The sequence below is a fragment of the Oceanimonas doudoroffii genome, assembly GCF_002242685.1.
In the GTDB taxonomy this organism is placed as follows: Bacteria; Pseudomonadota; Gammaproteobacteria; order Enterobacterales; family Aeromonadaceae; genus Oceanimonas; species Oceanimonas doudoroffii.
Map to the genome: position 1 here is coordinate 45317 of NZ_NBIM01000009.1, position 20809 is coordinate 66125.

The 20809-nt window shown below is 63.4% G+C and carries 19 protein-coding genes; 9 read left to right on the forward strand and 10 right to left on the reverse strand.

The window, feature by feature from the left end:
- Positions 1-146 precede the first annotated feature (146 nt).
- The 7 genes from B6S08_RS18435 to B6S08_RS16770 all read right to left on the reverse strand — a co-directional run bounded on the left by B6S08_RS18435 (position 147) and on the right by B6S08_RS16770 (position 5411).
- Positions 147-287 carry a hypothetical protein gene (locus B6S08_RS18435; protein WP_169716427.1) on the reverse strand — a complete coding sequence of 47 codons (141 nt, stop codon included), beginning with the start codon at positions 285-287 and terminating at the stop codon, positions 147-149.
- Between the two features lie 407 nt (positions 288-694).
- Positions 695-820: an SDR family oxidoreductase gene (locus B6S08_RS16745; RefSeq protein WP_281254946.1), complete on the reverse strand. Its 126-nt coding sequence runs from the start codon at positions 818-820 to the stop codon at positions 695-697.
- A 104-nt stretch (positions 821-924) separates the two neighbouring features.
- Positions 925-1770, reverse strand: coding sequence for a metal ABC transporter permease (locus B6S08_RS16750; RefSeq protein ID WP_094201958.1), 846 nt, complete (start codon positions 1768-1770; stop codon positions 925-927).
- The gene (locus tag B6S08_RS16755; RefSeq protein WP_094201959.1) at positions 1770-2624 is read right to left on the reverse strand and encodes a metal ABC transporter permease; all 855 of its coding nucleotides are present in this window, start codon (positions 2622-2624) and stop codon (positions 1770-1772) included. Before B6S08_RS16755 ends, B6S08_RS16750 begins: the two co-directional genes overlap by 1 nt.
- Positions 2608-3513 carry a manganese/iron ABC transporter ATP-binding protein gene (locus tag B6S08_RS16760; RefSeq protein ID WP_094201960.1) on the reverse strand — a complete coding sequence of 302 codons (906 nt, stop codon included), beginning with the start codon at positions 3511-3513 and terminating at the stop codon, positions 2608-2610. The genes B6S08_RS16755 and B6S08_RS16760 overlap by 17 nt, the downstream gene beginning before the upstream one ends.
- Positions 3510-4442 (reverse strand): metal ABC transporter substrate-binding protein, encoded by a 933-nt coding sequence (locus tag B6S08_RS16765; RefSeq protein WP_094201961.1) that lies wholly within the window; start codon positions 4440-4442, stop codon positions 3510-3512. Before B6S08_RS16765 ends, B6S08_RS16760 begins: the two co-directional genes overlap by 4 nt.
- 96 nt (positions 4443-4538) lie before the next feature.
- The gene (locus tag B6S08_RS16770; RefSeq protein ID WP_094201962.1) at positions 4539-5411 is read right to left on the reverse strand and encodes a LysR substrate-binding domain-containing protein; all 873 of its coding nucleotides are present in this window, start codon (positions 5409-5411) and stop codon (positions 4539-4541) included.
- A 91-nt stretch (positions 5412-5502) separates the two neighbouring features.
- On the opposite strand from B6S08_RS16770, the gene B6S08_RS16775 reads away from it, so the two are divergent.
- Positions 5503-6474, forward strand: coding sequence for a TDT family transporter (locus B6S08_RS16775; protein ID WP_094201963.1), 972 nt, complete (start codon positions 5503-5505; stop codon positions 6472-6474).
- Here B6S08_RS16775 and B6S08_RS16780 read toward each other — a convergent pair.
- Together B6S08_RS16780 and B6S08_RS16785 are read right to left on the reverse strand one after the other, a co-directional pair.
- Positions 6468-7502 carry a Gfo/Idh/MocA family oxidoreductase gene (locus tag B6S08_RS16780; protein ID WP_094201964.1) on the reverse strand — a complete coding sequence of 345 codons (1035 nt, stop codon included), beginning with the start codon at positions 7500-7502 and terminating at the stop codon, positions 6468-6470. The two genes, B6S08_RS16775 and B6S08_RS16780, sit on opposite strands and share 7 nt — an antisense overlap.
- 108 nt (positions 7503-7610) lie before the next feature.
- The gene (locus tag B6S08_RS16785; protein WP_211284259.1) at positions 7611-8381 is read right to left on the reverse strand and encodes an FCD domain-containing protein; all 771 of its coding nucleotides are present in this window, start codon (positions 8379-8381) and stop codon (positions 7611-7613) included.
- A gap of 208 nt (positions 8382-8589) precedes the next feature.
- Between B6S08_RS16785 and B6S08_RS16790 the strand changes: the two genes are divergently transcribed.
- Genes B6S08_RS16790 through glcF form a run of 3 tightly spaced genes read left to right on the forward strand, consistent with a single transcriptional unit; the run spans position 8590 to position 12319 of the window.
- A complete protein-coding gene (locus B6S08_RS16790) occupies positions 8590-10035 on the forward strand; it encodes an FAD-linked oxidase C-terminal domain-containing protein (protein WP_094201965.1) in 1446 nt (481 codons plus the stop codon).
- A complete protein-coding gene (glcE, locus tag B6S08_RS16795; RefSeq protein ID WP_094201966.1) occupies positions 10035-11093 on the forward strand; it encodes a glycolate oxidase subunit GlcE in 1059 nt (352 codons plus the stop codon). The genes B6S08_RS16790 and glcE overlap by 1 nt, the downstream gene beginning before the upstream one ends.
- An 11-nt stretch (positions 11094-11104) precedes the next feature.
- Positions 11105-12319 carry a glycolate oxidase subunit GlcF gene (glcF, locus tag B6S08_RS16800; RefSeq protein ID WP_094201967.1) on the forward strand — a complete coding sequence of 405 codons (1215 nt, stop codon included), beginning with the start codon at positions 11105-11107 and terminating at the stop codon, positions 12317-12319.
- Between the two features lie 18 nt (positions 12320-12337).
- On the opposite strand, the gene B6S08_RS16805 is transcribed toward glcF, so the two are convergent.
- A complete protein-coding gene (locus tag B6S08_RS16805) occupies positions 12338-13243 on the reverse strand; it encodes a LysR family transcriptional regulator (protein WP_165662648.1) in 906 nt (301 codons plus the stop codon).
- A gap of 160 nt (positions 13244-13403) precedes the next feature.
- On the opposite strand from B6S08_RS16805, the gene B6S08_RS16810 reads away from it, so the two are divergent.
- The 5 genes from B6S08_RS16810 (at position 13404) to B6S08_RS16830 (ending at position 20801) form a co-directional block, all read left to right on the forward strand.
- Positions 13404-15104, forward strand: a complete 1701-nt coding sequence (locus B6S08_RS16810; RefSeq protein WP_245849889.1) for an L-lactate permease — start codon at positions 13404-13406, stop codon at positions 15102-15104.
- Between the two features lie 63 nt (positions 15105-15167).
- Entirely contained in the window at positions 15168-15935 is a 768-nt protein-coding gene (locus tag B6S08_RS16815) for a (Fe-S)-binding protein (RefSeq protein ID WP_206063769.1), read from the forward strand.
- Positions 15928-17346, forward strand: coding sequence for a LutB/LldF family L-lactate oxidation iron-sulfur protein (locus B6S08_RS16820; RefSeq protein WP_094201970.1), 1419 nt, complete (start codon positions 15928-15930; stop codon positions 17344-17346). Before B6S08_RS16815 ends, B6S08_RS16820 begins: the two co-directional genes overlap by 8 nt.
- Positions 17347-18000, forward strand: a complete 654-nt coding sequence (locus B6S08_RS16825; RefSeq protein WP_094201971.1) for a LutC/YkgG family protein — start codon at positions 17347-17349, stop codon at positions 17998-18000.
- Complete coding sequence (locus B6S08_RS16830; protein WP_094201972.1) at positions 18000-20801, forward strand: FAD-binding and (Fe-S)-binding domain-containing protein; 2802 nt, start codon at positions 18000-18002, stop codon at positions 20799-20801. The genes B6S08_RS16825 and B6S08_RS16830 overlap by 1 nt, the downstream gene beginning before the upstream one ends.
- Positions 20802-20809 lie beyond the last annotated feature (8 nt).

Here is a 20809-nt window from a genome sequence, read left to right on the forward strand (position 1 = left end):
GAGAGCTTGAAAAGCCATGCCAAAGCCGGCCGGGAAGCAAGCCGGGTGCAACACAATCTTCATGAAAAAGTGGCCGCTGCGGGCACGAAAGTGCGACCCGGTTCAACCCCGATAAACACGAGTACAGGTTTCGTCATCGCTGGGGATCAGCGGTGAATGGCGTCCTTTATCCAGGCGTCCAGCTGACCTTCACCGACCCCTCTGGAATCGTAAATGACCCGGTAGAACAATGGCGCCAACAACTTGTCCGTCAGTCGTTCCAGCAGCTCGTCTGTCTCCATGACCATTGCCGCTTCCTGCCGGTGATGGTGTTGCCTGCGAACATCAAGCCGGTCATCTGGGACATTACCCCCGTCAACATGGCGGGCTGGGCATTATGCGGTTTCTACCTGGCGCTCATGCCCTCACTGAGGGCCGGCATCATCATGGCCTGGCAGGACGGCCTCCTCATCTTTCTGCTGCCATTTGTTGGCGGCATCGCGGCGGTGACCCTTCGGCACCGGCAGGCGGTCACCAATGTTCGGGGTTCCTGTATTTCAATGCTTATCGGCTTGTCGATGATAGTGCTGGGAGCCTGGTGGCAGTCTGGCTGCTCTGGGAGCCCTCTGCCTCTGGGTGCTTTACCGTAGTCGAACTTCATAATCCTTTATGGCAACAGAGCTCGCTGGAAGAAGTTGCAGCGAGCGCATTTTCATTATTGCGCCGTCCAGCCGCCGTCGACCTTGAGGCTGCTGCCGGTGACCAGGGCACTGGCATCGGAGGACAGGTAAATCACCGCCCCCATGATGTCTTCCACTGTGCCTACGCGGCCCCCACACACGACATGGATCTCCTACTAGCCATTCGGGACTCCGCCCGCCTGCCCGAGCACATTGGCCTTTACCATACCTGGGAAAAGGTGGAGTAAACCGCCTTTCGAGAAGGTTACTGCGCCACCACCTTGTCGGCCCGCTGAGTACGACGGTGCGCCAGCACAAAGGCGATGGCGAACTGCCCCGTCATCAGCAGCACTATGGTGGGGGCCGGGGCGCTGTCGAGATAGAAGGATGCATACACCCCGAAAAAACCGCCGGTGATACCGAACAGCACCGCCAGCAGCAGCATGTGAGTAAAGCGCCGGGTCAGCAGAAAGGCGGTGGCACCCGGGGCGATCAACAGGGCAATGGCCAGCAGCAGCCCCACCGAGGTGAGCGCCGCCACTATGGTAAGGGTGATCAGGCACAGCAGGCCATAGTGCAGCCAGCCCACCTTAAGCCCCACCGCCCGGGCCTGCACCGGATCAAAGGCATGCAGCAAAAAGTCCTTCCACTTCGTGGCCAGCACCAGCACGGTCAGCAGGGCCACGGCGCCGGTCTCCAGAATATCCCCGAAGCCGACCCCCAGCAGATCGCCAAACAGAATATGATCCAGGTGCACCTCGGCGCTGATCTGCACATAGATCAGCAGGCCCAGGCCAAACATGCCGGAGAACACAATGCCCATCACGGTGTCCTGCTTGATGCGGCTGTTGGCGGCGAGAAAGCCAATGCTCAGCGCGCAGGCCATGCCGGCGCCAAAGGCCCCCAGCGCCAGCGGAATGCCCGCCATATAGGCCAGCACCACACCGGGAAACACCGCATGGCTCATGGCATCGCCCATCAGTGCCCAGCCCCTGAGCACCAGAAAGCAGGACAGCAACGCCGCCGGCACCGCCATCACCATGGCCATCACCAGGGCGCGCACCATAAAGTCGAGCTGAAAGGGCAGCAACAACCACTCAAACATCCCCATCAGGCTGCCCCCCTGGCCTCGGCGGCACGCCGGCGGGCCGCCAGGTAGCCGTGTTTGGGCGCAAACACAAAGGCCAGCAGAAACACCAGGGTCTGCAGCACCACGATCAGGGCACCGGTGGCGCCGTTGAGAAAGTAGCTGATATAGGCGCCCACGGCGCTGGTGATGGCCCCCAGTGCAACGGCTATCATCAGCAACACCGGAAAGCGATCACTCAGCAAATAGGCGGTCGCCCCTGGGGTGACCACCATGCAGATCACCAGAAAGGCGCCCACCGTCTGCATGGCGGCCACGGTGCAGGCCGCCAGCAGGGTAAAAAACACCAGTTTCAGCAGCCCCGGCTTCAGCCCCAGGGTACGGGCGTGGTTTTCATCAAAGAACACCACCAGCAGATCCTTCCATTTGCACAGCAGCACCGCCAGCGACACCACACCGATGATCACCAGTTGCAGAATGTCGGCGGGGTCGATGGCCAGAATGTTGCCCAGCACTATGGTGCGAATGTTCACCGCCATGGGCTGCAGCGACACCATAAACAGCCCCAGGGCGAAAAAAGCCGAGAAGATCAGGCCGATAATCACGTCTTCCTTGAGCTTGCTGCGCTGGTTGAGCAGCATCATGGCGCCGGCGGCCAGGCCCCCGGCCAGAAAGGCGCCCAGGGAAAACGGCAGTCCCAGCAAATAGGCGCCGGCCACCCCGGGCACGATGGAATGGGACAGAGCATCGCCAATCAGCGACCAGCCCTTGAGCATCAGGTAACAGGACAGAAAGGCGCACACTCCGCCCACCAGGGCCGACACCCAGATGGCGTTGATCATGTAACCATAGGCAAAGGGCTCAAGCAGGATCGTCATCGCCACCCTCTTCGCGCCTGGCCTGGCTGTCGCGGCTCTGTACCCGGCCGCCTTCAATGATCAGCGGACGCTCGTCGTCACTGATCACGCCAATGGGCACCATGTTGCCGGTCAGCATAAAGTGGCGCAGCACGCCGCCAAAGGCCAGCTCCAGGTTGGCCTGGTTAAAGGTCGCCTCCGTGGTGCCGTGGGCCAGCACCGTGCCCTTGATTAAAATGGTGCGATCGCAGAACTCGGGCACCGAGCCCAGGTTGTGGGTGGACACCAGCATCACCCGGCCCTCGTCGCGCAGCTCCTTGAGCAGGGCGATAATCTGCTCTTCCGTGGTCACGTCCACCCCGGTAAAGGGCTCGTCGAGCAGAATCACTCGGCTGTCCTGGGCCAGGGCCCGGGCCAGAAACACCCGTTTTTTCTGGCCGCCGGAGAGCTCGCCGATCTGACGCTGCCGAAAGCCGGTCATGTTGACCCGCGCCAGCGCCCGCTCCACCGCGCGATGATCCGCGGCCTTGGGCCGGCGCAGCAGTCCCATGTGGCCGTAGCGGCCCATCATCACCACGTCTTCCACCAGCACCGGAAAGTTCCAGTCCACCTCCTCGGCCTGGGGCACATAGGCCACCAAATTCTGCCGCAGCGCCTTGCTCACCGGCATGCCCAGCAGGCGAATATGGCCGGCGGCCGGGCGCACAAAGCCCATGATGGCCTTGAACAGGGTCGACTTGCCGGAGCCGTTGACCCCCACCAGGGCGGTAATGGTGCCCAGGGGAATATGAAAGCTGGCGTCGTGCAGGGCGGTATGGCCGTTGCGATAGGTGACGGTCACACCCATCGCCGCCATGCCGGCGCCCTCGGCTGAGGCGGCCAGGGCATCAATGTCGGTGCTCAGGGTCATTCAGCCTTTTCCTTGTTGATGCCGTCCTGCATGCCTTTCGCAATGGTTTCGGAGGTGACCTTCAACAGGTCCAGGTAGGTGGATACCGGGCCGCCGGCCTCGCTCAGGGAGTCCACATAGAGCACGCCGCCATAATGGGCACCGGTTTCCCGGGCCACCTGGCGGGCGGGCTTGTCGGAGACGGTGCTCTCGCTGAACACCACCGGAATGGCATGCCGGCGCACGGTATCGATCACATGGCGCACCTGCTGGGGCGTACCCTGCTGATCGGCGTTGATCGGCCACAGATACAGCTCTTTCAGGCCATAGTCCCGAGCCAGGTAGGAGAAGGCGCCTTCACTGGTCACCAGCCAGCGCTGCTGTTCCGGGATCTGCTCAAATACATCACGAATAGGCGCGGTGTCGGCGGCAATCTTGTGCTTGTAGGCGGCGGCATTGGTCCGATAGGCCTCGGCGTTGGCCGGGTCGTACTGCACAAAGGCGGCGAGAATGTTATCCACGTAAATCAGGGCGTTCTTCGGCGACATCCAGGCATGGGGGTTGGGCTTGCCTTCATAGGGGCCCTCGGCAATCCCCATGGGTTCTATACCCTGGCTCACCACCACTTCGGGCACGTCGTTCAGGTTCTGATAGAACTTTTCAAACCACAGCTCCAGATTGAGGCCATTGGCAAAAATCAACTGGGCGCCGCGGGCCCGCAAAATGTCGCCCGGGGTGGGCTGGTATTCGTGAATTTCGGCGCCGGGCTTGGTGATGGACTCCACCTCGGCCACGTCGCCGGCGACGTTGCGGGCCATGTCGGCGATCACGGTAAAGGTGGTGACCGCCTTGAACTTTTCCTGAGCGCCCACGGCCTGGGCCGTCAGCACGAGCGACAGCGCCAGTCCCCACAGCCCTGCCCGCCGGCCTTTGGTGATGCAATCTGCCATGGCTCCTCCTCGTTTATTTATGATGGTGCCTGAATCAGGTTCCGGCCAGGCCTACTCGACCACACTAAACGAATGAGAATCGTTTTCAAATAATTTTCACAGGCCGGCCTGTTCCCGGCAGATCTCCACAAAACGGTGCAGCAGCGCGGAGTGGTACTTTTGCCGGTGCCACACCAGGGCGAGGGTGCGCGGCAGACGGAGGCCCACATCGATCACCGCCAGCCGCCCCTGCGCCAGCCGGTTCGCCGCCGCCAGCCGGGAGATCAGCGCCAGCCCCAACCCCTGCTCCACCGCCTGCATCACCGCTTCCGGTGTATTCAGCTCCAGCACGCGGCCCAGATCGGCGAGATGGGGAGCCAGCTGGCGGTCAAACTGCTCCCGGCTACCGGAACGGGCTTCACGCAATACCCAGTCGCAGCCCCTCAGGCAGGCCGGCGTCAGGCAGGACTGCCCCGCCAGTGGATGCGTTGGGGCGGCCACGATCAACATGTCGTCGGTCAGCCAGTCCCGGGTTTCCAGCTCGGCATGGCGGTTTTCCCCCTCGATCAGCGCCATGTCCAGTTCAAAGCGCGCCACCATGTCGCACAGGGTTTGGGTGTTGGTAATGGTGACTGCGGCCTGCAGCCAGGGCTGGCGCGCCAGCAGCGCCGGCAGCAGATAATTGCCTATGGTCTGGCTGGCGCCCAGCCGCAGGCTGCCGGTGAGCTCGCCACCCTGCTCGAACTGGCGCTCAATCTCCTCCACCCGGCCCAGCACCTCTTCCGCCAGGGGTTGCAGCCGGCGGCCCTGATCATTGAGTTGCAGCCTGGGGTGTACCCGATCGAACAAGGGACTGCCCAAGCGCCGCTCCAGCTCACTCAGAGACTGGGACACCGCGCCCCGGCTCAGGCAGATTTCGTCCGCCGCCAGGCCCAGGTTGCCATGACGGGCAATGCTGGCAAACACTTGCAGTTGTTTCAGGGTGATCATTTAGTTTTTCCAAACGCTAGCTTTAAATCATTTGGATATCATGAATGTCATGGCTTTTCTATGATGGCGGCAGTCACTGAGGAGCGCCATTATGCTGATCACCACTCGTCATCGTCTCGCCGCCGCCCCCACGCCCATGGCCGGGCTGGCCCTGGGCATTGCCAGCCTCGGCTGGTGCTGGGAAAACACCGGCCTGTTTGCCGGCCAGGGGCAGGCGCTGGGCGCCGCCCTGGCCGCCGTGCTGCTGCTGATCCTCACCGCCAAATTTGTGCTGCACCCGCGCTTGCTGGCGGAAGACCTGGCCCATCCGGTGGTGGGCAGCGTGGTGCCCACCTTTGCCATGGCCACCATGGTGGTCTCCGCCGCCCTGACAGGCGCCGCCCGGGAACTGCTGTGGTTGCTGGCCACCGGGCTGCACGGGGTGTTTTTGCTGGCCTTTGCCTGGCATCGGCTGCGGGCCTTTCGTCTGCACCACATGGTGCCGAGCTGGTTTGTGCCGCCGGTGGGCATCATCGTGGCCGCCGTGGCCAGCCCGGGGGGTGAGCTGGCACCACTGGCACAGGGGCTGATGTGGTTTGGTCTGGGGTGTTATGGCCTGTTGCTGCCGCTGATGCTGTACCGGCTGATTTTCTGCACCGCGGTGCCGGACGCTGCCAAGCCCACCATCGCCATTCTGGCGGCACCGGCCAGTCTGTCGCTGGCCGGTTACCTGACCGTGACAGAACAGCCGGATCCGCTGCTGGTGGCCATTTTGCTGGGGGTGGCAGTGCTGATGACGGCCTTGATCTACCTGGCGCTGCTGCACCTGCTGCGGCTGCCGTTCAGCCCCGGCTACGCCGCCTTCACCTTTCCACTGGTGATCGGTGCCACCGCCCTGTTCAAGGTAGCGGCGCTGGCCGCCGGCCTGGGACTGGATGCCACCACCCTGGCGCGGCTGGAAGGCCTGGCCCGGCTGGAGTTGATGGTGGCCACCCTGATGGTGGCCTATGTAACCCTGCGCTACGCCCTGCACCTGACCGCCCTTGGTCGGCTGCGCTGGCCGGGGCGCCAGCCGGCTCAGTAATTAACGTCGGGCACCGGCAGGGTGCGCCCTTCCCGGCTGCTCTTTTCCGCCAGGCTGATGATATTGAGCCCGTTGAGCGCGTCACGCATGGTGACCGGCAGCGGGCCCTCGCCGCGAATGGCCTTGGCGGTGTCTTCATAGAAATGGCGGTAGCCGCCCACCTCGGACACGATCACCTCAGGTTCGCCGTCGGAATAAAACACGCCGTAATCGCTCTCGGCCTCCTTGGCCAGATAGGGGGAGCCGGGCACTATGCCGTCCCGCAGCCGCTCTTCCTGGGGATCAAACCCTAGCTTGATGTAGCAGCCCCGCTCGCCCTGCAGCTTGAAGCGCAGGGTCGGCCCCGGATGGTAGGAGCTGGAATGCAGCACCACTTCCTTGTCGGCATAATGCAGCTGCACATGAAAATAATCGGTCACATTTGAGCCTGGCCGCTGCGGCAGGCAGCGGCCGGTCACTGCCAGCGGCTTGCCAAACAGCTCCAGGGTCTGATCCACCAGGTGACCGCCCAGATCGAACCAGGATCCGGCTCCCGCGCCGGGCTGATCTTCCTGGCCCTCGGGCGTGGGGCGAAAACGATCGAAGTGCGACTCAAAATTGTGCACCGGCCCCACCTTGCCCTCGGCCAGCAACCGCCGAATGGTGAGAAAGTCGCTGTCCCAGCGGCGGTTGTGAAAGGGGATCAGGCACAGCCGGCTGGTGTCGGCCAGGCGCATCAGCTCACTGCCCTGGTGCAGCTGGGTGACCGCCGGATTCTCCATCACCACATGCAGCCCCATGGTCAGGGCCTTGCGCCCCAGCTCGTAGTGCACCTCGTTGGGGGCGGTGATCACCACCAGGCGGGCACCGGACTCCCGCAGCATTTCGTCCACGTCGGTATAGACCGGCACATCGGGCCAGTCCCGTTGCACCCGTTCCGGCCGAGAGCTGTGAATGGCCACCAGCTCGAACTCCGGCAGGCTGTCGATAAAGGGAAGGTGGTAAATGCTGGCCGACTGGCCGTAGCCGATCACGGCGGTTTTAATCATGAAACAACCTCATCGAATAACCGGCGCACTGATGTCGGGCCGGCACCGTGGGAAAGCAAATACAGGCCCACAACAAACCACAGACCTTCCCACCGGGTCAAGCGCCCCCTACTTGGCCTCACTCGACAGCCGCCCGCCATGGCCTGTGTACTCCGGCTGCCGCTCCTGCCACTGTACCTCCAGCAAACGTTCGCGAATATGGCGAATATGGGCGGTGGCGGCGTTGCGCGCCCGCTCGGCACGCCGACCGGTTACCGCCAGGTAGATTCGCCGGTGGTGGCGGTCGATTTCCTCCTTGCAGGGCGCACGGTGATAGAGATGGGTAACCGAGGCCAGCACGGTATTCAGCATCTGCTGCATCAGGCCCTGCAGGGTATGCACCAGTACCGGGTTATGGGAAGCCTCGCAGATAGCCTGATGAAAGCGGTGATCGAGCCGGGCCGCGGCCATGGCATCGGAAGGCGCCTGGGCCAGGGCCTGAAAGGCATGGGTAATGCGGTGAAAGTCCCGCTCGCTGCCCCGGCTGGCGGCCAGCCAGGCGGCCTGGCCTTCCAGCAGCTCGCGCACCTCCAGCAGATCAAACAGGGTGCGGCCATGCTCCCGGCACAGACCACTCAGGGGATCGTCGGCCGGTGCCACCGGCACCAGGCCGGCCACCACAGAACCCTGCCCGTGTCGCGTTTCAATCAGCCCTCGACCACGCAGCTCCTTCAGCGCCTCGCGCACTATGGTGCGCGAGGCGCCCATGCGGGTCGACAGCTGCCGTTCCGACGGTATTTTTTGCCGGGGCAGCAGGGTGCCATCAAGGATCATCTGCTCCAGTCGGCGGGCGATGGCACTGGAGAGCGATTCCGGGCCGGACACTATGGGTTGTACCACCTTGAATTCCTCCGCAATGAATCTCCCTCAGACAAAATACTCCTTTTTATACAAAGTATTGCAACAAACGTGAAACAACCGTCGGCGTAAAAACTGGTGTTACCAGTTGAAATAGCCGTGGCTGCGGCATCGTCGGCGGGCCATGCTGACAGGGTGACGGCACCAATGGCGGGCTTCGCCATGACCCCATTGCAGCAAGGAGAAATCCATGATCAGCCCTCAAGCGGCGTTGCGCGATCGTCTGGCTCAGGCCTTTCGCACCTTTATCGAGCCGGAATACGTGATAGCCGACGCCGAAACCCAAAGGCCCTACGAGTGCGATGGCCTGTCCATGTATTGCGAACTGCCTCTGCTGGTGGTGTTGCCGGGCACGGTGGAGCAGGTACAGCACGTGCTGCGACTGTGCCACCAGCACCGCGTGCCGGTGGTGGCCCGGGGCGCAGGCACCGGCCTGTGCGCCGGCGCCATGCCCAGTGCAGAGGGCGTACTGCTGTCGATGGCCCGCTTCAAGCATATTCTCGACATAGACCCGCTGGCGCGCACCGCCCGGCTCCAGCCCGGAGTGCGCAACCTGGCCATCAGCGAGGCGGCCGCCCCTTACGGCCTCTACTACGGACCCGACCCCTCATCCCAGATCGCCTGCACCATAGGCGGCAATGTGGCGGAGAATTCCGGCGGCGTGCACTGCCTCAAGTACGGCCTCACGGTGCACAACCTGCAAAAGGTGGAACTGCTCACGGTGGAAGGCGACAAGCTGACCCTGGGCTGCGACGGCCTCGACAGCCAGGGGCCGGATCTGCTGGCGCTGATCACCGGCTCCGAAGGTCTGCTCGGCATCATTACCGAAGTCACGGTGCGGTTGTTGCCACTGCCGGAACAGGCCCGCGTGGTGCTGGCCGGTTTTGATCAGGTACAACAGGCCGGCGACGCCGTGGGGGCGGTGATCGCCGAGGGCATCATTCCTGCCGGGCTGGAAATGATGGACAGCCACGCCATTGTGGCCGCCGAGGCCTTTGCGCGGGCCGGCTACCCCACCGACGCCCAGGCCCTGCTGCTGTGCGAGCTGGACGGCACCGCGGAAGAAGTGGAGGAATACATTGCGCGGGTTGAAGCCATCTTTCAGCAACAGGGCGCCAGCCATATTCGCGTGTCCCAGAGTGAGGCCGAGCGAATGCTGCTGTGGAAGGGCCGCAAGTCGGCCTTTCCCGCCGTGGGCCGCATCTCTCCCGACTACTACTGCATGGACGGCACCATTCCTCGCGGCCGGCTGGCCGAGGTGCTGACCGAGATGCAGCGAATGTCGGCGCATTACGGCCTGCGGGTGGCCAACGTGTTTCACGCCGGCGACGGCAACCTGCACCCGCTGATTTTGTTCGATGCCAACGTGCCCGGCGAATTCGAGAAGACCGAAGAGTTCGGCGGCAAAATCCTGGAGCTGTGCGTGGCGGTAGGTGGCTGCATCACCGGCGAACACGGTGTTGGCATCGAAAAGATTCGGCAGATGCGAGTGCAGTTCAGCGACCAGGAGCTGGCCCAGTTTCACGCCATTAAGGCAGCCTTTGATGCGCTCGGCACCCTCAACCCCGGCAAGGGCATTCCCCTGCTCAGGCATTGCCAGGAATACCGCAGCCTCGACCACAGGGAGGAGCACTGATGGCAGATCTGACCAACAGCCTGCTTGAGCAGGTACGCCAGGCACTGGCCGAGGGCACTCAACTCAACCTTAGGGGTGGCAACAGCAAGCCCTTTATGGGCCGGCAGGCGAAAGGCGAGCCGCTGCGCCTGGCCGGCCACAGCGGCATCATCGGCTACCAGCCGGTGGAGCTGGTGCTCACCGCCAGGGCCGGCACGCCGCTCACCGACATTCAGGCCACCCTGGCGGAGCAAGGGCAGATGCTGGCCTGTGATCCGCCGCTGTTCGGCGGCCAGGCCACCCTGGGAGGCACCCTGGCCTGCCACCTGTCGGGGCCGGGCCGGCCCTGGACCGGCTCGATTCGCGATCACCTGCTGGGGCTTAAGTTGATCAATGGCCGGGGCGAACACCTGCGTTTCGGCGGCCAGGTCATGAAGAACGTGGCCGGCTACGATGTGTCCCGGCTGCAGGCCGGCGCCATGGGCACCCTGGGGGTGATCACCGAACTCAGCCTCAAGGTCATGCCGGTGCCCGACCGCACCCTGACCCTGGTGCGGGAAATGGACGCCGACACCGCCCTGGCCGAGATGAACCGGCTGGCGGGCCAGCCCAAACCGCTTACCGCCGCCTGCTGGCTGGACCATCACCTTTACCTGCGGCTGTCCGGCGCCGCCAGTGCGGTCGAGGGCACGGCCCGCACATGGCCGGGCGACATCATGGAAGACGGCGAGGCCTTCTGGCAACAACTGCGCGAGCAGCAACTGGCCTTCTTTGCCGGCGAGGCCCCGCTGTGGCGCTTTTCGGTGAAGCCGACGGCGGCCCATGCCCTGCCCGACGCCCCCTGGCTGCTCGACTGGGGCGGCAGCCAACGCTGGCTTCGGGGGGAATTCGAGCGAGTGAAGCTGGAGGCCCTGGCCGATGCCGCGGGCGGCCAGGTCTCCCTGTACCGGGGCGGTAACAGGCTGGGCGAGGTGCTGCACTCCTTGCCGGTACCCATGCAGCAACTGCAGCGCCGGCTCAAGGCGGCGCTGGACCCTCAGGGCATTTTCAATCCGGGCCGCCTGTATGGCTGGCTGTAGAGGGAAACATCATGAAAACCAGTATTGATGTGAAATACCTGGATCACCCCGATGTTGCAGAGGCCGACGCCATTCTGCGCAGCTGCGTGCACTGCGGCTTTTGTACCGCCACCTGCCCCACCTATCAGGAGCTGGGCGACGAGCGGGACGGGCCCCGCGGGCGCATCTACCTTATCAAGCAGCTGCTGGAAGGTGGCGACGTCAGTCAAAAGTCCCAAACCCACCTGGATCGCTGCCTGACCTGCCGCAGTTGTGAAACCACCTGCCCTTCCGGCGTGCGCTATGGCCGCTTGGCCGATATCGGCCGGGGCATCATGGAGCGGCAGCTGCCCCGCACGCCGGGCCAGCGCCTGCTGCGCTGGCTGTTGCGCCGCGTGCTGCCCTATTCGAGCCGGCTGCGCCCCCTGCTGGTGCTGGGTCGCATGGCCCGGCCGCTGCTGCCGACGGCGCTGGCGGCCAAGGTGCCTCTGGCGCAACCGGCACGACGCTGGCCTGCCTCTCGCCATTCCAGGGTCATGCTGGCGCTGGCGGGTTGTGCCCAGGCCGCCGCCACCCCCAATACCAATGCCGTTGCCGCCCGAGTGCTGGGCCGGCTGGGCATCGGCCTGGTGCCGGCGCCCGAGGCGGGGTGCTGCGGCGCGGTCAGCTACCACCTGTCGGCCCATGAGGAAGGCCTCGACTTTATGCGCCGCAATATCGATGCCTGGTGGCCCCATATACAAGCCGGCGCCGAGGCCATCGTGATCAGCGCCTCCGGCTGTGGCGCCATGGTAAAGGAATACGGCGACCGGCTGGCCGGTGATCCGGCCTATGCCGACAAGGCCAGACGGGTCAGCGCCCTGGCCCGGGATCTGAGCGAGGTGCTGGCAAATGAAGATCTGGGCCGGCTGCAACCGGCCGGCAAGGGGCGCAAAACCGCGGTGCATTGCCCCTGCACCCTGCAACATGCCCTCGGGTTGAGCGGTCGGGTGGAAGCCATTTTGCGCAAGGCCGGCGTGGAACTGACCCCGGTCCAGGATGGGCACCTCTGCTGTGGCTCGGCGGGCACCTATTCGCTCCTGCAACCCGAACTGAGCCAGCGACTGCTGAGCAACAAGCTGGCGGCGCTGACCGCGGGCAACCCCGAGCAGATCGTCACCGCCAATATCGGCTGCCAGTTGCACCTGGCCAGCCGGGCACCCGTGCCGGTAAGACACTGGATTGAACTGCTCGATCCGGAGCCCTGAACGGCCGGCCGGCGCCGATCACTCGAAATAGTGATGAATGTCCATGTAACGGGAGCGAATATGTTCGATCAGCAGCTTTATCTTGCGGGGAGGTTGCCGGTTGTAGGGATACACCGCGTAAATGCCAAGCACCTTGCCCACCCGGTTGGGCAGCACCTCAACCAGTTTGCCCGCCTGCAGATCCGGATAGACCAGGCAGCGGGGCACATAGGCCAGGCCGTACCCGGCCAGGGCGGCCTTGCGCAGGGCAGCGGCGTTGTCGGTGGAAAAGTTGCCGCTCACCCGCAGTGAATATATCTCGCCGTGACGGCTGAACAGCCAGTCCCGGGCGCCACTCTCCTGATAGCTGTAAATCAGGCAGTTGTGCTGCAGCAGATCATTGGGCTGCTGCGGCTTGCCGTGCCGGCTGAGGTAACTGGGGGCGGCGCAGATAAGCCAGCGCGAGTCCAGAATATGGCGGGCGATCAGGTTGGAGTCATCCAGGTGACCGGTGCGAATCACCAGGTCATAGCCTTCCCCCACCGGGTCGACAAAGCGATTTTCCAGCGACATGTCGATGCTGATGGCCGAATGCAGATCACAAAATTCGGCCACCGCCTCCGCCAGCAGCAGCTCGCCGGAAATGGTCGGCACCGACATGCGAATGTGCCCCTGCAGCGCCTGGCTGTAGCCGGTAACGGCGTCAAACGCTTCCTGTGCCGACTGGGCCACCAGCCGGGCCCGCTGATACAACACCTGGCCCGCCTCACTCAAGGCCAGGCGCCGTGTGGTGCGGTGGATCAGGGTACTGCCCAGCTCTTCCTCCAGCCGGGCAATGCGCTTGCTCACCACCGAGTTGGTCAGGCCGTGGGCCTCGGCCGCCTTGCTGAAGGAACCCAGCTCAATCACCTGAGCAAACAGAATGAGATCATCGGTTCTCGGCATTATTTATCCAGTTTTGGAAACAATGAGTTTCATTAAATCTATATATCCACAAAAAGCGAATGGATAAGGTTACATTCGATTAACATCCGGCCTGCAATCGTAACCTACCTTTATTGTATGTCTGTGATGACTGCCCGTAATCGACAAGGAAGACAACCTCATGCTGAATGAAACCCTGCTGGCGCTGCTGGCCTTTTCACCCATAGTGCTTGCCGCCGTGCTGCTGGTGGGTCTGCAATGGCCGGCCAAACGAGCCATGCCCCTGGCTTTTCTGCTCACCGTGATCATCGCCCTCTGGGCCTGGGACATGACCGGCACGCGTGTGTTGGCCTCGACCCTGCAGGGACTGGTGATCTCCATCTCCCTGCTGTGGATCATCTTCGGCGCCATTTTACTGCTCAACACCCTGAAGCATACCGGCGCCATCACCACCATTCGCAATGGCTTTACCGCCATCAGCCCGGATCGCCGCATTCAGGCCATTATCGTGGCCTGGTGTTTTGGTTGCTTTATCGAAGGCGCTTCAGGTTTCGGCACCCCCGCCGCCGTGGCCGCACCGCTGATGGTAGCGCTGGGTTTTCCGGCCCTGGCGGCGGTGTTGATGGGCATGATGATTCAGAGTACGCCGGTTTCCTTTGGTGCCGTGGGCACGCCCATTATCGTTGGCGTGACCACCGGCCTCGATAACGGCGCCATCGACAACACCCTGAGTACGGCCGGCTCCGGCTGGGAGGCCTACCTGCAGGCCGTGACCAGCAACGTGGCCATTACCCATGCCATTATCGGCATTCTGATGCCGCTGTTCATGTGCATGATGCTGACCCGTTTCTTCGGCAAGGACAGAAGCTGGAAACAGGGCCTGGAAATTCTGCCCTTCGCCATCTTTGCCGGCCTGGCCTTTACCGTGCCCTATGCCCTGACCGGCGTCCTGCTGGGTCCGGAGTTTCCGTCCCTGGTGGGTGGCCTGGTGGGCCTGGCCATCGTAGTGACCGCCGCTCGCAAAGGCTTTCTGGTACCCAAAACCAGCTTTGATTTTCAGGAAGAAAAAGACTGGCCCGCCGAGTGGTTGGGCTCCCTGGTCATTCATACCGAAGACCTGAAAAAGAAACCCATCAGCCTGGGCCTGGCCTGGTTCCCCTATCTGCTGCTGCCGGTGCTGCTGGTGCTGAGCCGCACCCATGATGGCTTCAAGGGGCTGCTGACCGGCTGGAACATCGCCTTCAGCAATCTGCTGGGCGAGGCAGGCATCAGTGCCGGTATTCAGCCCCTGTATCTGCCCGGCGGCATTCTGGTGTTCGTGTCGCTGGTGGCGGTGCTGAGCCAGACCCGCTCGCTCAAAAGCTTTGGCCCGGCCATTCACGAGTCGACCAAGACCCTGATCGGGGCCGGCTTTGTGCTGATGTTTACCGTGCCCATGGTGCGCATCTTCATCAACTCAGGGGTGAACGAGGCGGATATTGCCAGTATGCCGGTGATGACCGCCAAGGTGGCCTCGGATCTGGTGGGTGGCTTTTTCCCCGCCATCAGCGGCGTGATCGGTGCTCTTGGGGCCTTTATCGCCGGCTCCAACACGGTGTCGAACATGATGTTCTCCCAGTTCCAGTTTGAGGTGGCTCAGACCCTTGGAGTATCCACCGCCATGGTGGTGGCGCTGCAGGCGGTGGGCGCCGCCGCCGGCAACATGATCGCCATTCACAACGTGGTGGCGGCCTCGGCCACCGTCGGCCTGCTCGGCCGGGAAGGTACCACCCTGCGCAAGACCGCCCTGCCCACCCTCTATTACCTGGTGGCCCTCGGCCTGATCGGCATGATCGCCATCTATGGCCTGGGCGTGTCCGACCCGCTGCTGTCACTGTCCTGATGCCATGCTGCCGCCGGTGCGAGCCGGCGGCGCTGCTGTAACCCTGAAAGGAATTGCCTTATGTTGTCCACGATTCGCATCTATCCGGCCATGCCGAAAAAGGTGTATGTCTACGCCACCTGCCTGGTAGACACCTTTTCACCCGACAGCGGGCTGGACGCCATTCGTCTGCTGGAGCGAACCGGCGTCGAGGTTGTCTATGTGCCCAAGCAGAGCTGCTGTGGCCAGCCCGCCTACTCTTCCGGCTATGATGACGACGCCAGAACCACGGCGCTCAGCCAGATGGCGCTGTTTCCCGAGCCCTGGCCCGTGATTGTGCTGTCGGGCTCCTGCGGTGGCATGATGCATCATCACTACCGCCGCCTGTTCGCCGGCAGTGAACACGAGCAAAGCGTTAATGAATTCTGTGATCGGGTATTTGAACTCACCGAATTCCTGGTGCATGTCTGCCGCCTGCGGCTGGAAGACAAGGGCCCGGCCACGTCCGTGGTGCTGCACACCTCCTGCGCCGCCCGCCGGGAGATGAATGTGCACGTTACCGCCCGTCAGTTGCTCGGCCAGCTCGAACAAGTGGAGCTGCGCGAGCAGGATTACGAGAGCGAATGCTGCGGCTTTGGCGGCACCTTCTCGGTGCGCCATCCGGCAATCAGCGAAGCCATGGTGCAGGACAAGACCCGGCACCTGTGCGAAACCCGGGCCGAACAACTGATAAGTGCCGACTGGGGCTGCCTGCTCAATATCAACGGCGCCCTGGAATACCAGGGCCAGCCCCTCAGGGGCATGCACCTGGCCAGTTTTCTGCTGAGCCGGCTGGAGGAAAAACATGCATAACCGGCCCCAACACTTCCACGCCCAGGCCGAAACCGCCCTGGCCAATGCGGAACTGCGTGCCAACTTTCGCGGCGCCATGGACTACCTGCGCGACAAGCGCAAGACCGCCTTTGCCGACGCCGACGAAGAGCGCACCATTCGCGATCGGGCCGAGGCCATTCGCCAGCGTTGCCTGAGCAAGCTGCCCGAACTGCTGGAGCAACTGGAAAGCAACTGCATCGCCAACGGTATTCGCGTGCACTGGGCGGAAAATGCCGACCAGGCCAACGCCATTTTCACCGACATTATTCAGTCCCACGGCGGCACCCTGGCGGTCAAGGGCAAGTCGATGGTGAGCGAAGAGATCGAGCTCAATCACGCCATGGAGAAGGAAGGCATTACCTGTCTGGAAAGCGACATGGGTGAATACATCGTCCAGCTCGGCCAGGAAACGCCGTCCCACATCATCATGCCCGCCATTCACAAGAACAAACGGCAGGTGGCCGAGCTGTTCACCGAGCACGTGCCCGGCTTTCAGCACACCCTGGATGTGGACACCCTGATCCAGACCGGCAGGAACGTGCTGCGGGAAAAATACCGCACCGCCGACGTGGGGGTGTCCGGGGTCAACTTCGCCGTGGCCGAGACCGGCACCCTGTGCCTGGTGGAAAACGAGGGCAACGGCCGCATGTGCACCACTGTGCCCGAGGTGCATATCGCCATTACCGGCATTGAAAAGGTGGTGGAATTCCTCGCCGACGTGCCGCCGCTGTTCAGCGCGCTTACCCGCTCCGCCACCGGCCAACTGGTGACCACCTACTTCAACATGATCAGCGGTCCGCGCAAGGAGAACGAGCTCGACGGTCCGAAAGAGGTGCACCTGGTACTGCTCGACAACGGCCGCAGCCAGGCCTTTGCCGACGAGGAAATGCGCAAGACCCTGCAGTGCATTCGCTGTGGCGCCTGCATGAACCATTGCCCGGTGTACACCCGCATCGGCGGTCACGCCTACGGCACCGTTTATCCGGGCCCCATCGGCAAAATCATCTCGCCGCACCTGATGGGCCTGGAGGCCACTCAGGATCTGCCTACCGCCTCCAGCCTGTGCGGTGCCTGCGGTGAGGTATGCCCGGTACGCATTCCCATTCCTGAGCTGCTGCAGCGCTTGCGCCACGAAGCCAAGCAGGATCCCAAGCCTGGCACCGCACCGATGCGCGGCCAGAAGGCGGCGGCCAGTAACGCCGAGGCCTTTGTATGGCGCAGCTTCGCCCTGATCACCAGCCGGCCGGTGCTGTATCGCATGCTGACCTGGTGCGCCACTCGCTTTCGCCGGCTGATTCCAAATAAACTGGGCCCCTGGACCCGCTGCCGCACCGCCCCCAAACCCGCCGCCAGAACCCTGCGGGAGCTGATGGCCGAGAGGAACAAATAAATGTCGACTGCACGTACCGCCATTCTCGACCGGCTGCGTCGAGTCAACGCCCGGCCATTGCCGGTCAAAAACCCGGATTATCCGATCTGGACCAGCACCGACCGTGAAGACATGCTGGTCCGGCTGACCGAACTGCTGGAGCAGAATCACGCCGAGGTGACGCGCCTGCCTCGCGCCGGACTGGTTGCCGCCCTCAGGGAACGGGTGAGCGGCGCCGGCCTCAAACGGCTGGCCACCGGCACCGGTGGCGAGTTTTTTGAAGAGATCACCCAGGCGCTGCAGGGCACTGCCGAACAGCTGTGCTTTGACCAGCCCCTGGAGCAGTGGAAGGACGAACTGTTCAACCATGTCGATGCCGGCATCACCGGCTGCCACGGCGCCATTGCCGCCACCGGCAGCCTGGTGCTGTGGCCAGGGCCGGCGGAGCCACGCACCCTGTCGCTGGTGCCACCTTGCCATATTGCCATTCTGAAGGCCTCCACCCTGCACGCCAACCTGCCGGCCATGATGACGGAACAGGGCTGGGGCCGAGGCATGCCCACCAATTTGTTGCTGGTGTCGGGGCCGTCCAAAACCGCCGACATTCAGCAAACCCTGGCCTATGGTGCCCATGGCCCCAAGGAGTTGGTGGTACTGATCCTGGAGGATGCGTGATGGAGGTTCGCTACCAGCGCCTGGCCGACGAGCTGGGTGAATTCCTGCCGGCCGAGCGCATTATTACCGACCCGTCGCTATGCCTGGCCTTTGGTACCGACGCCAGCTTTTACCGGCTGCTGCCCAAACTGGTGCTGCGCCTGGCCAACCTCGATGAAGTGGTAAGGGTGCTGGCGGCCTGCCGCCGGCAGCGGATTCACTGCACCTTTCGCGCCGCCGGCACCAGTTTGTCGGGGCAGGCGGTATCCGATTCGGTGCTGATCACCCTGACCGATGACTGGCGCCATCACCGCATCGAGGATGATGGCCGCCGCATTGCCTTGCAACCCGGCGTGATCGGCGCCGACGCCAACCGCTATCTGGCGCCCTTTGGCCGCAAGATAGGCCCGGATCCCGCCTCCATCAACAGCTGCAAAATAGGCGGTATCGCCGCCAACAACGCTTCAGGCATGTGCTGCGGCACCGCCCAGAATTCCTACCGCACCCTGCACGGACTCAGTTTGGTGCTGGCCGACGGCACTCGGGTCGACACTCGCGACGCCGACAGCAGAGCCCGCCTTGCCGAGCAAAAACCCGAGCTGCTGGCCGGGCTCAGGCAACTGAGTGACGAGGTCAGGGCCAACCCCGAGCTGAGCGAGCGTATTCGGCACAAGTACCGGCTGAAGAACACCACCGGCTACAGCCTCAACGCCCTGATCGACTTCGACGATCCCATCGACATGCTGGCTCACCTGATGATCGGCTCGGAAGGCACCCTGGGGTTTATCGCCGAAGTCAGTTACCACACCGTGCCCGATCACCCGTTCAAGGCCTCCTGCCTGCTGGTCTATGCGAATATCGAAACCACCTGCCGGGCGGTGACCGCCCTGGCCGGCACACAAGTGGCCGCGGTGGAGCTGATGGACGGCCGGGCGCTGGCTTCTATTGCCGACAAGCCCGGCATGCCCGGCTTTGTGCGAGAACTGGACGCCGAAGCCGCCGCCCTACTGGTGGAAGTGCACGGCGCCAGCGAAGCCGAATTGCTGGACAAGTGCGAGCGGGCCATGACCGCCGTCACCCCCTATGAACGCCGCAACGAGGTGGCTTTTACTCAGGACAAGGCCATCTGCGCGAGCCTCTGGGCCATGCGCAAGGGCATGTTCCCGGCGGTGGGCGCGGTACGTGAAACCGGCACCACCGTCATCATCGAGGATGTGGCCTTTCCGGTGGAAGAGCTGGCAACGGCGGTAAGAAAGCTAACGGCGCTGTTTGAGCGGTTCGGCTATCACGAAGCCATTATTTTTGGCCATGCCCTGGCCGGCAACCTGCACTTCGTGTTTACCCAGGGCTTTGACGACCAGGCCGAACTGGACCGTTATGGTGGCTTTATGGACGCCGTCGCCAAGCTGGTGGCGGTCGACTATGGCGGCTCGCTCAAGGCCGAGCACGGCACCGGTCGCAATATGGCCCCCTATGTAGAGCTGGAATGGGGCCGGGAAGGCTATGCCCTGATGCAACGCATCAAGGCGCTGCTGGATCCGGACGGCCTACTCAACCCCGGAGTGATCCTCAATGAGGATGCCCAGGCCCACCTCAAGGATCTCAAGCCCCTGCCCGCCGCCGACGAGATCGTCGACAAATGCATTGAATGCGGCTTTTGCGAGGCGGTGTGCCCGTCCCGGGATCTGAGCCTGACCCCGCGCCAGCGCATTGTGCTGTTTCGCGAGCAGCAACGCCGCCAGGCTGCGGGTGAACATAATGAAGACCGACTTGACGCCGTATTCCGTTACCAGGGAGTGGACACCTGCGCCGCTACCGGCCTGTGCGCCCAGCGCTGCCCGGTAGGCATTAACACCGGCGATCTGGTGCGTCAGCTTCGCACCGCCCGCTATAAAAAGTTCGAGCCCATCGCCCGCTGGAGTGCCGGCCATTTCGCCGCCACCACCAGGGCCGTGGCGCTGGGGCTGAACACCGCCCACGCAGGGCGCAAGCTGCTGGGCGAAAGCACCCTGTCCCGACTAAATGCCGGATTGCGCAAGGCGAGCAAGAACCGGGTGCCGCTGTGGCTGCCGGAAACCCCGGCGGCCAACTCGCACCGTCCCGAAGCCGGCGGGAGCGGGCCCGACAAGGTGGTGTATTTTCCTTCATGCGCCAGCCGAGTGCTGGGTCAGTCGCCGGGGGCCCGGGATGCGCGCTCCCTCACCGAGGTCACCCTGGCGGTGCTGAAAAAGGCCGGCTTTGAGGTGATACTGCCCTTTGATCTGAACAACCTGTGTTGTGGCATGCCCTATCAGAGCAAGGGCATGATGGCACAGGCCGACGACAAGGCCGCCGAGCTGGAAGCCCGCCTGTGGCAGGCCAGCGAGCAGGGCCGCTGGCCGGTGCTGATGGACACCAGCCCTTGCGCCAAGCGCAGCAAGGAAACGCAGGATCTGCCGCTCAAGGTATTTGAACCGGTGCAGTTTGTGCTGGAGCACGCCATGGACCGGCTGACACTCGAGCCGGTGGACGACACCGTGATGCTGCACATTACCTGCAGCAGCCGGCGCATGGATCTCGCCGAGCCCATGCTGACACTGGCCCGGCGCTGCGCTCGGGAAGTGGTGGTGCCGGAGCATATCGAGTGCTGTGGCTTTGCCGGCGACAAGGGCTTTACCACTCCGGAACTGAATGCCGCCGCGCTCAAGCCGCTCAAGGCCCAGGTGCCGGCAGGCTGCACGCGAGGGGTGAGTAACAGCCGCACCTGCGAACTGGGTCTGAGCCACCACAGCGGCATCAACTACGAGTCCATTCTCTACCTGGTGGATGAGGCCAGCCGGTAACTCTGCTC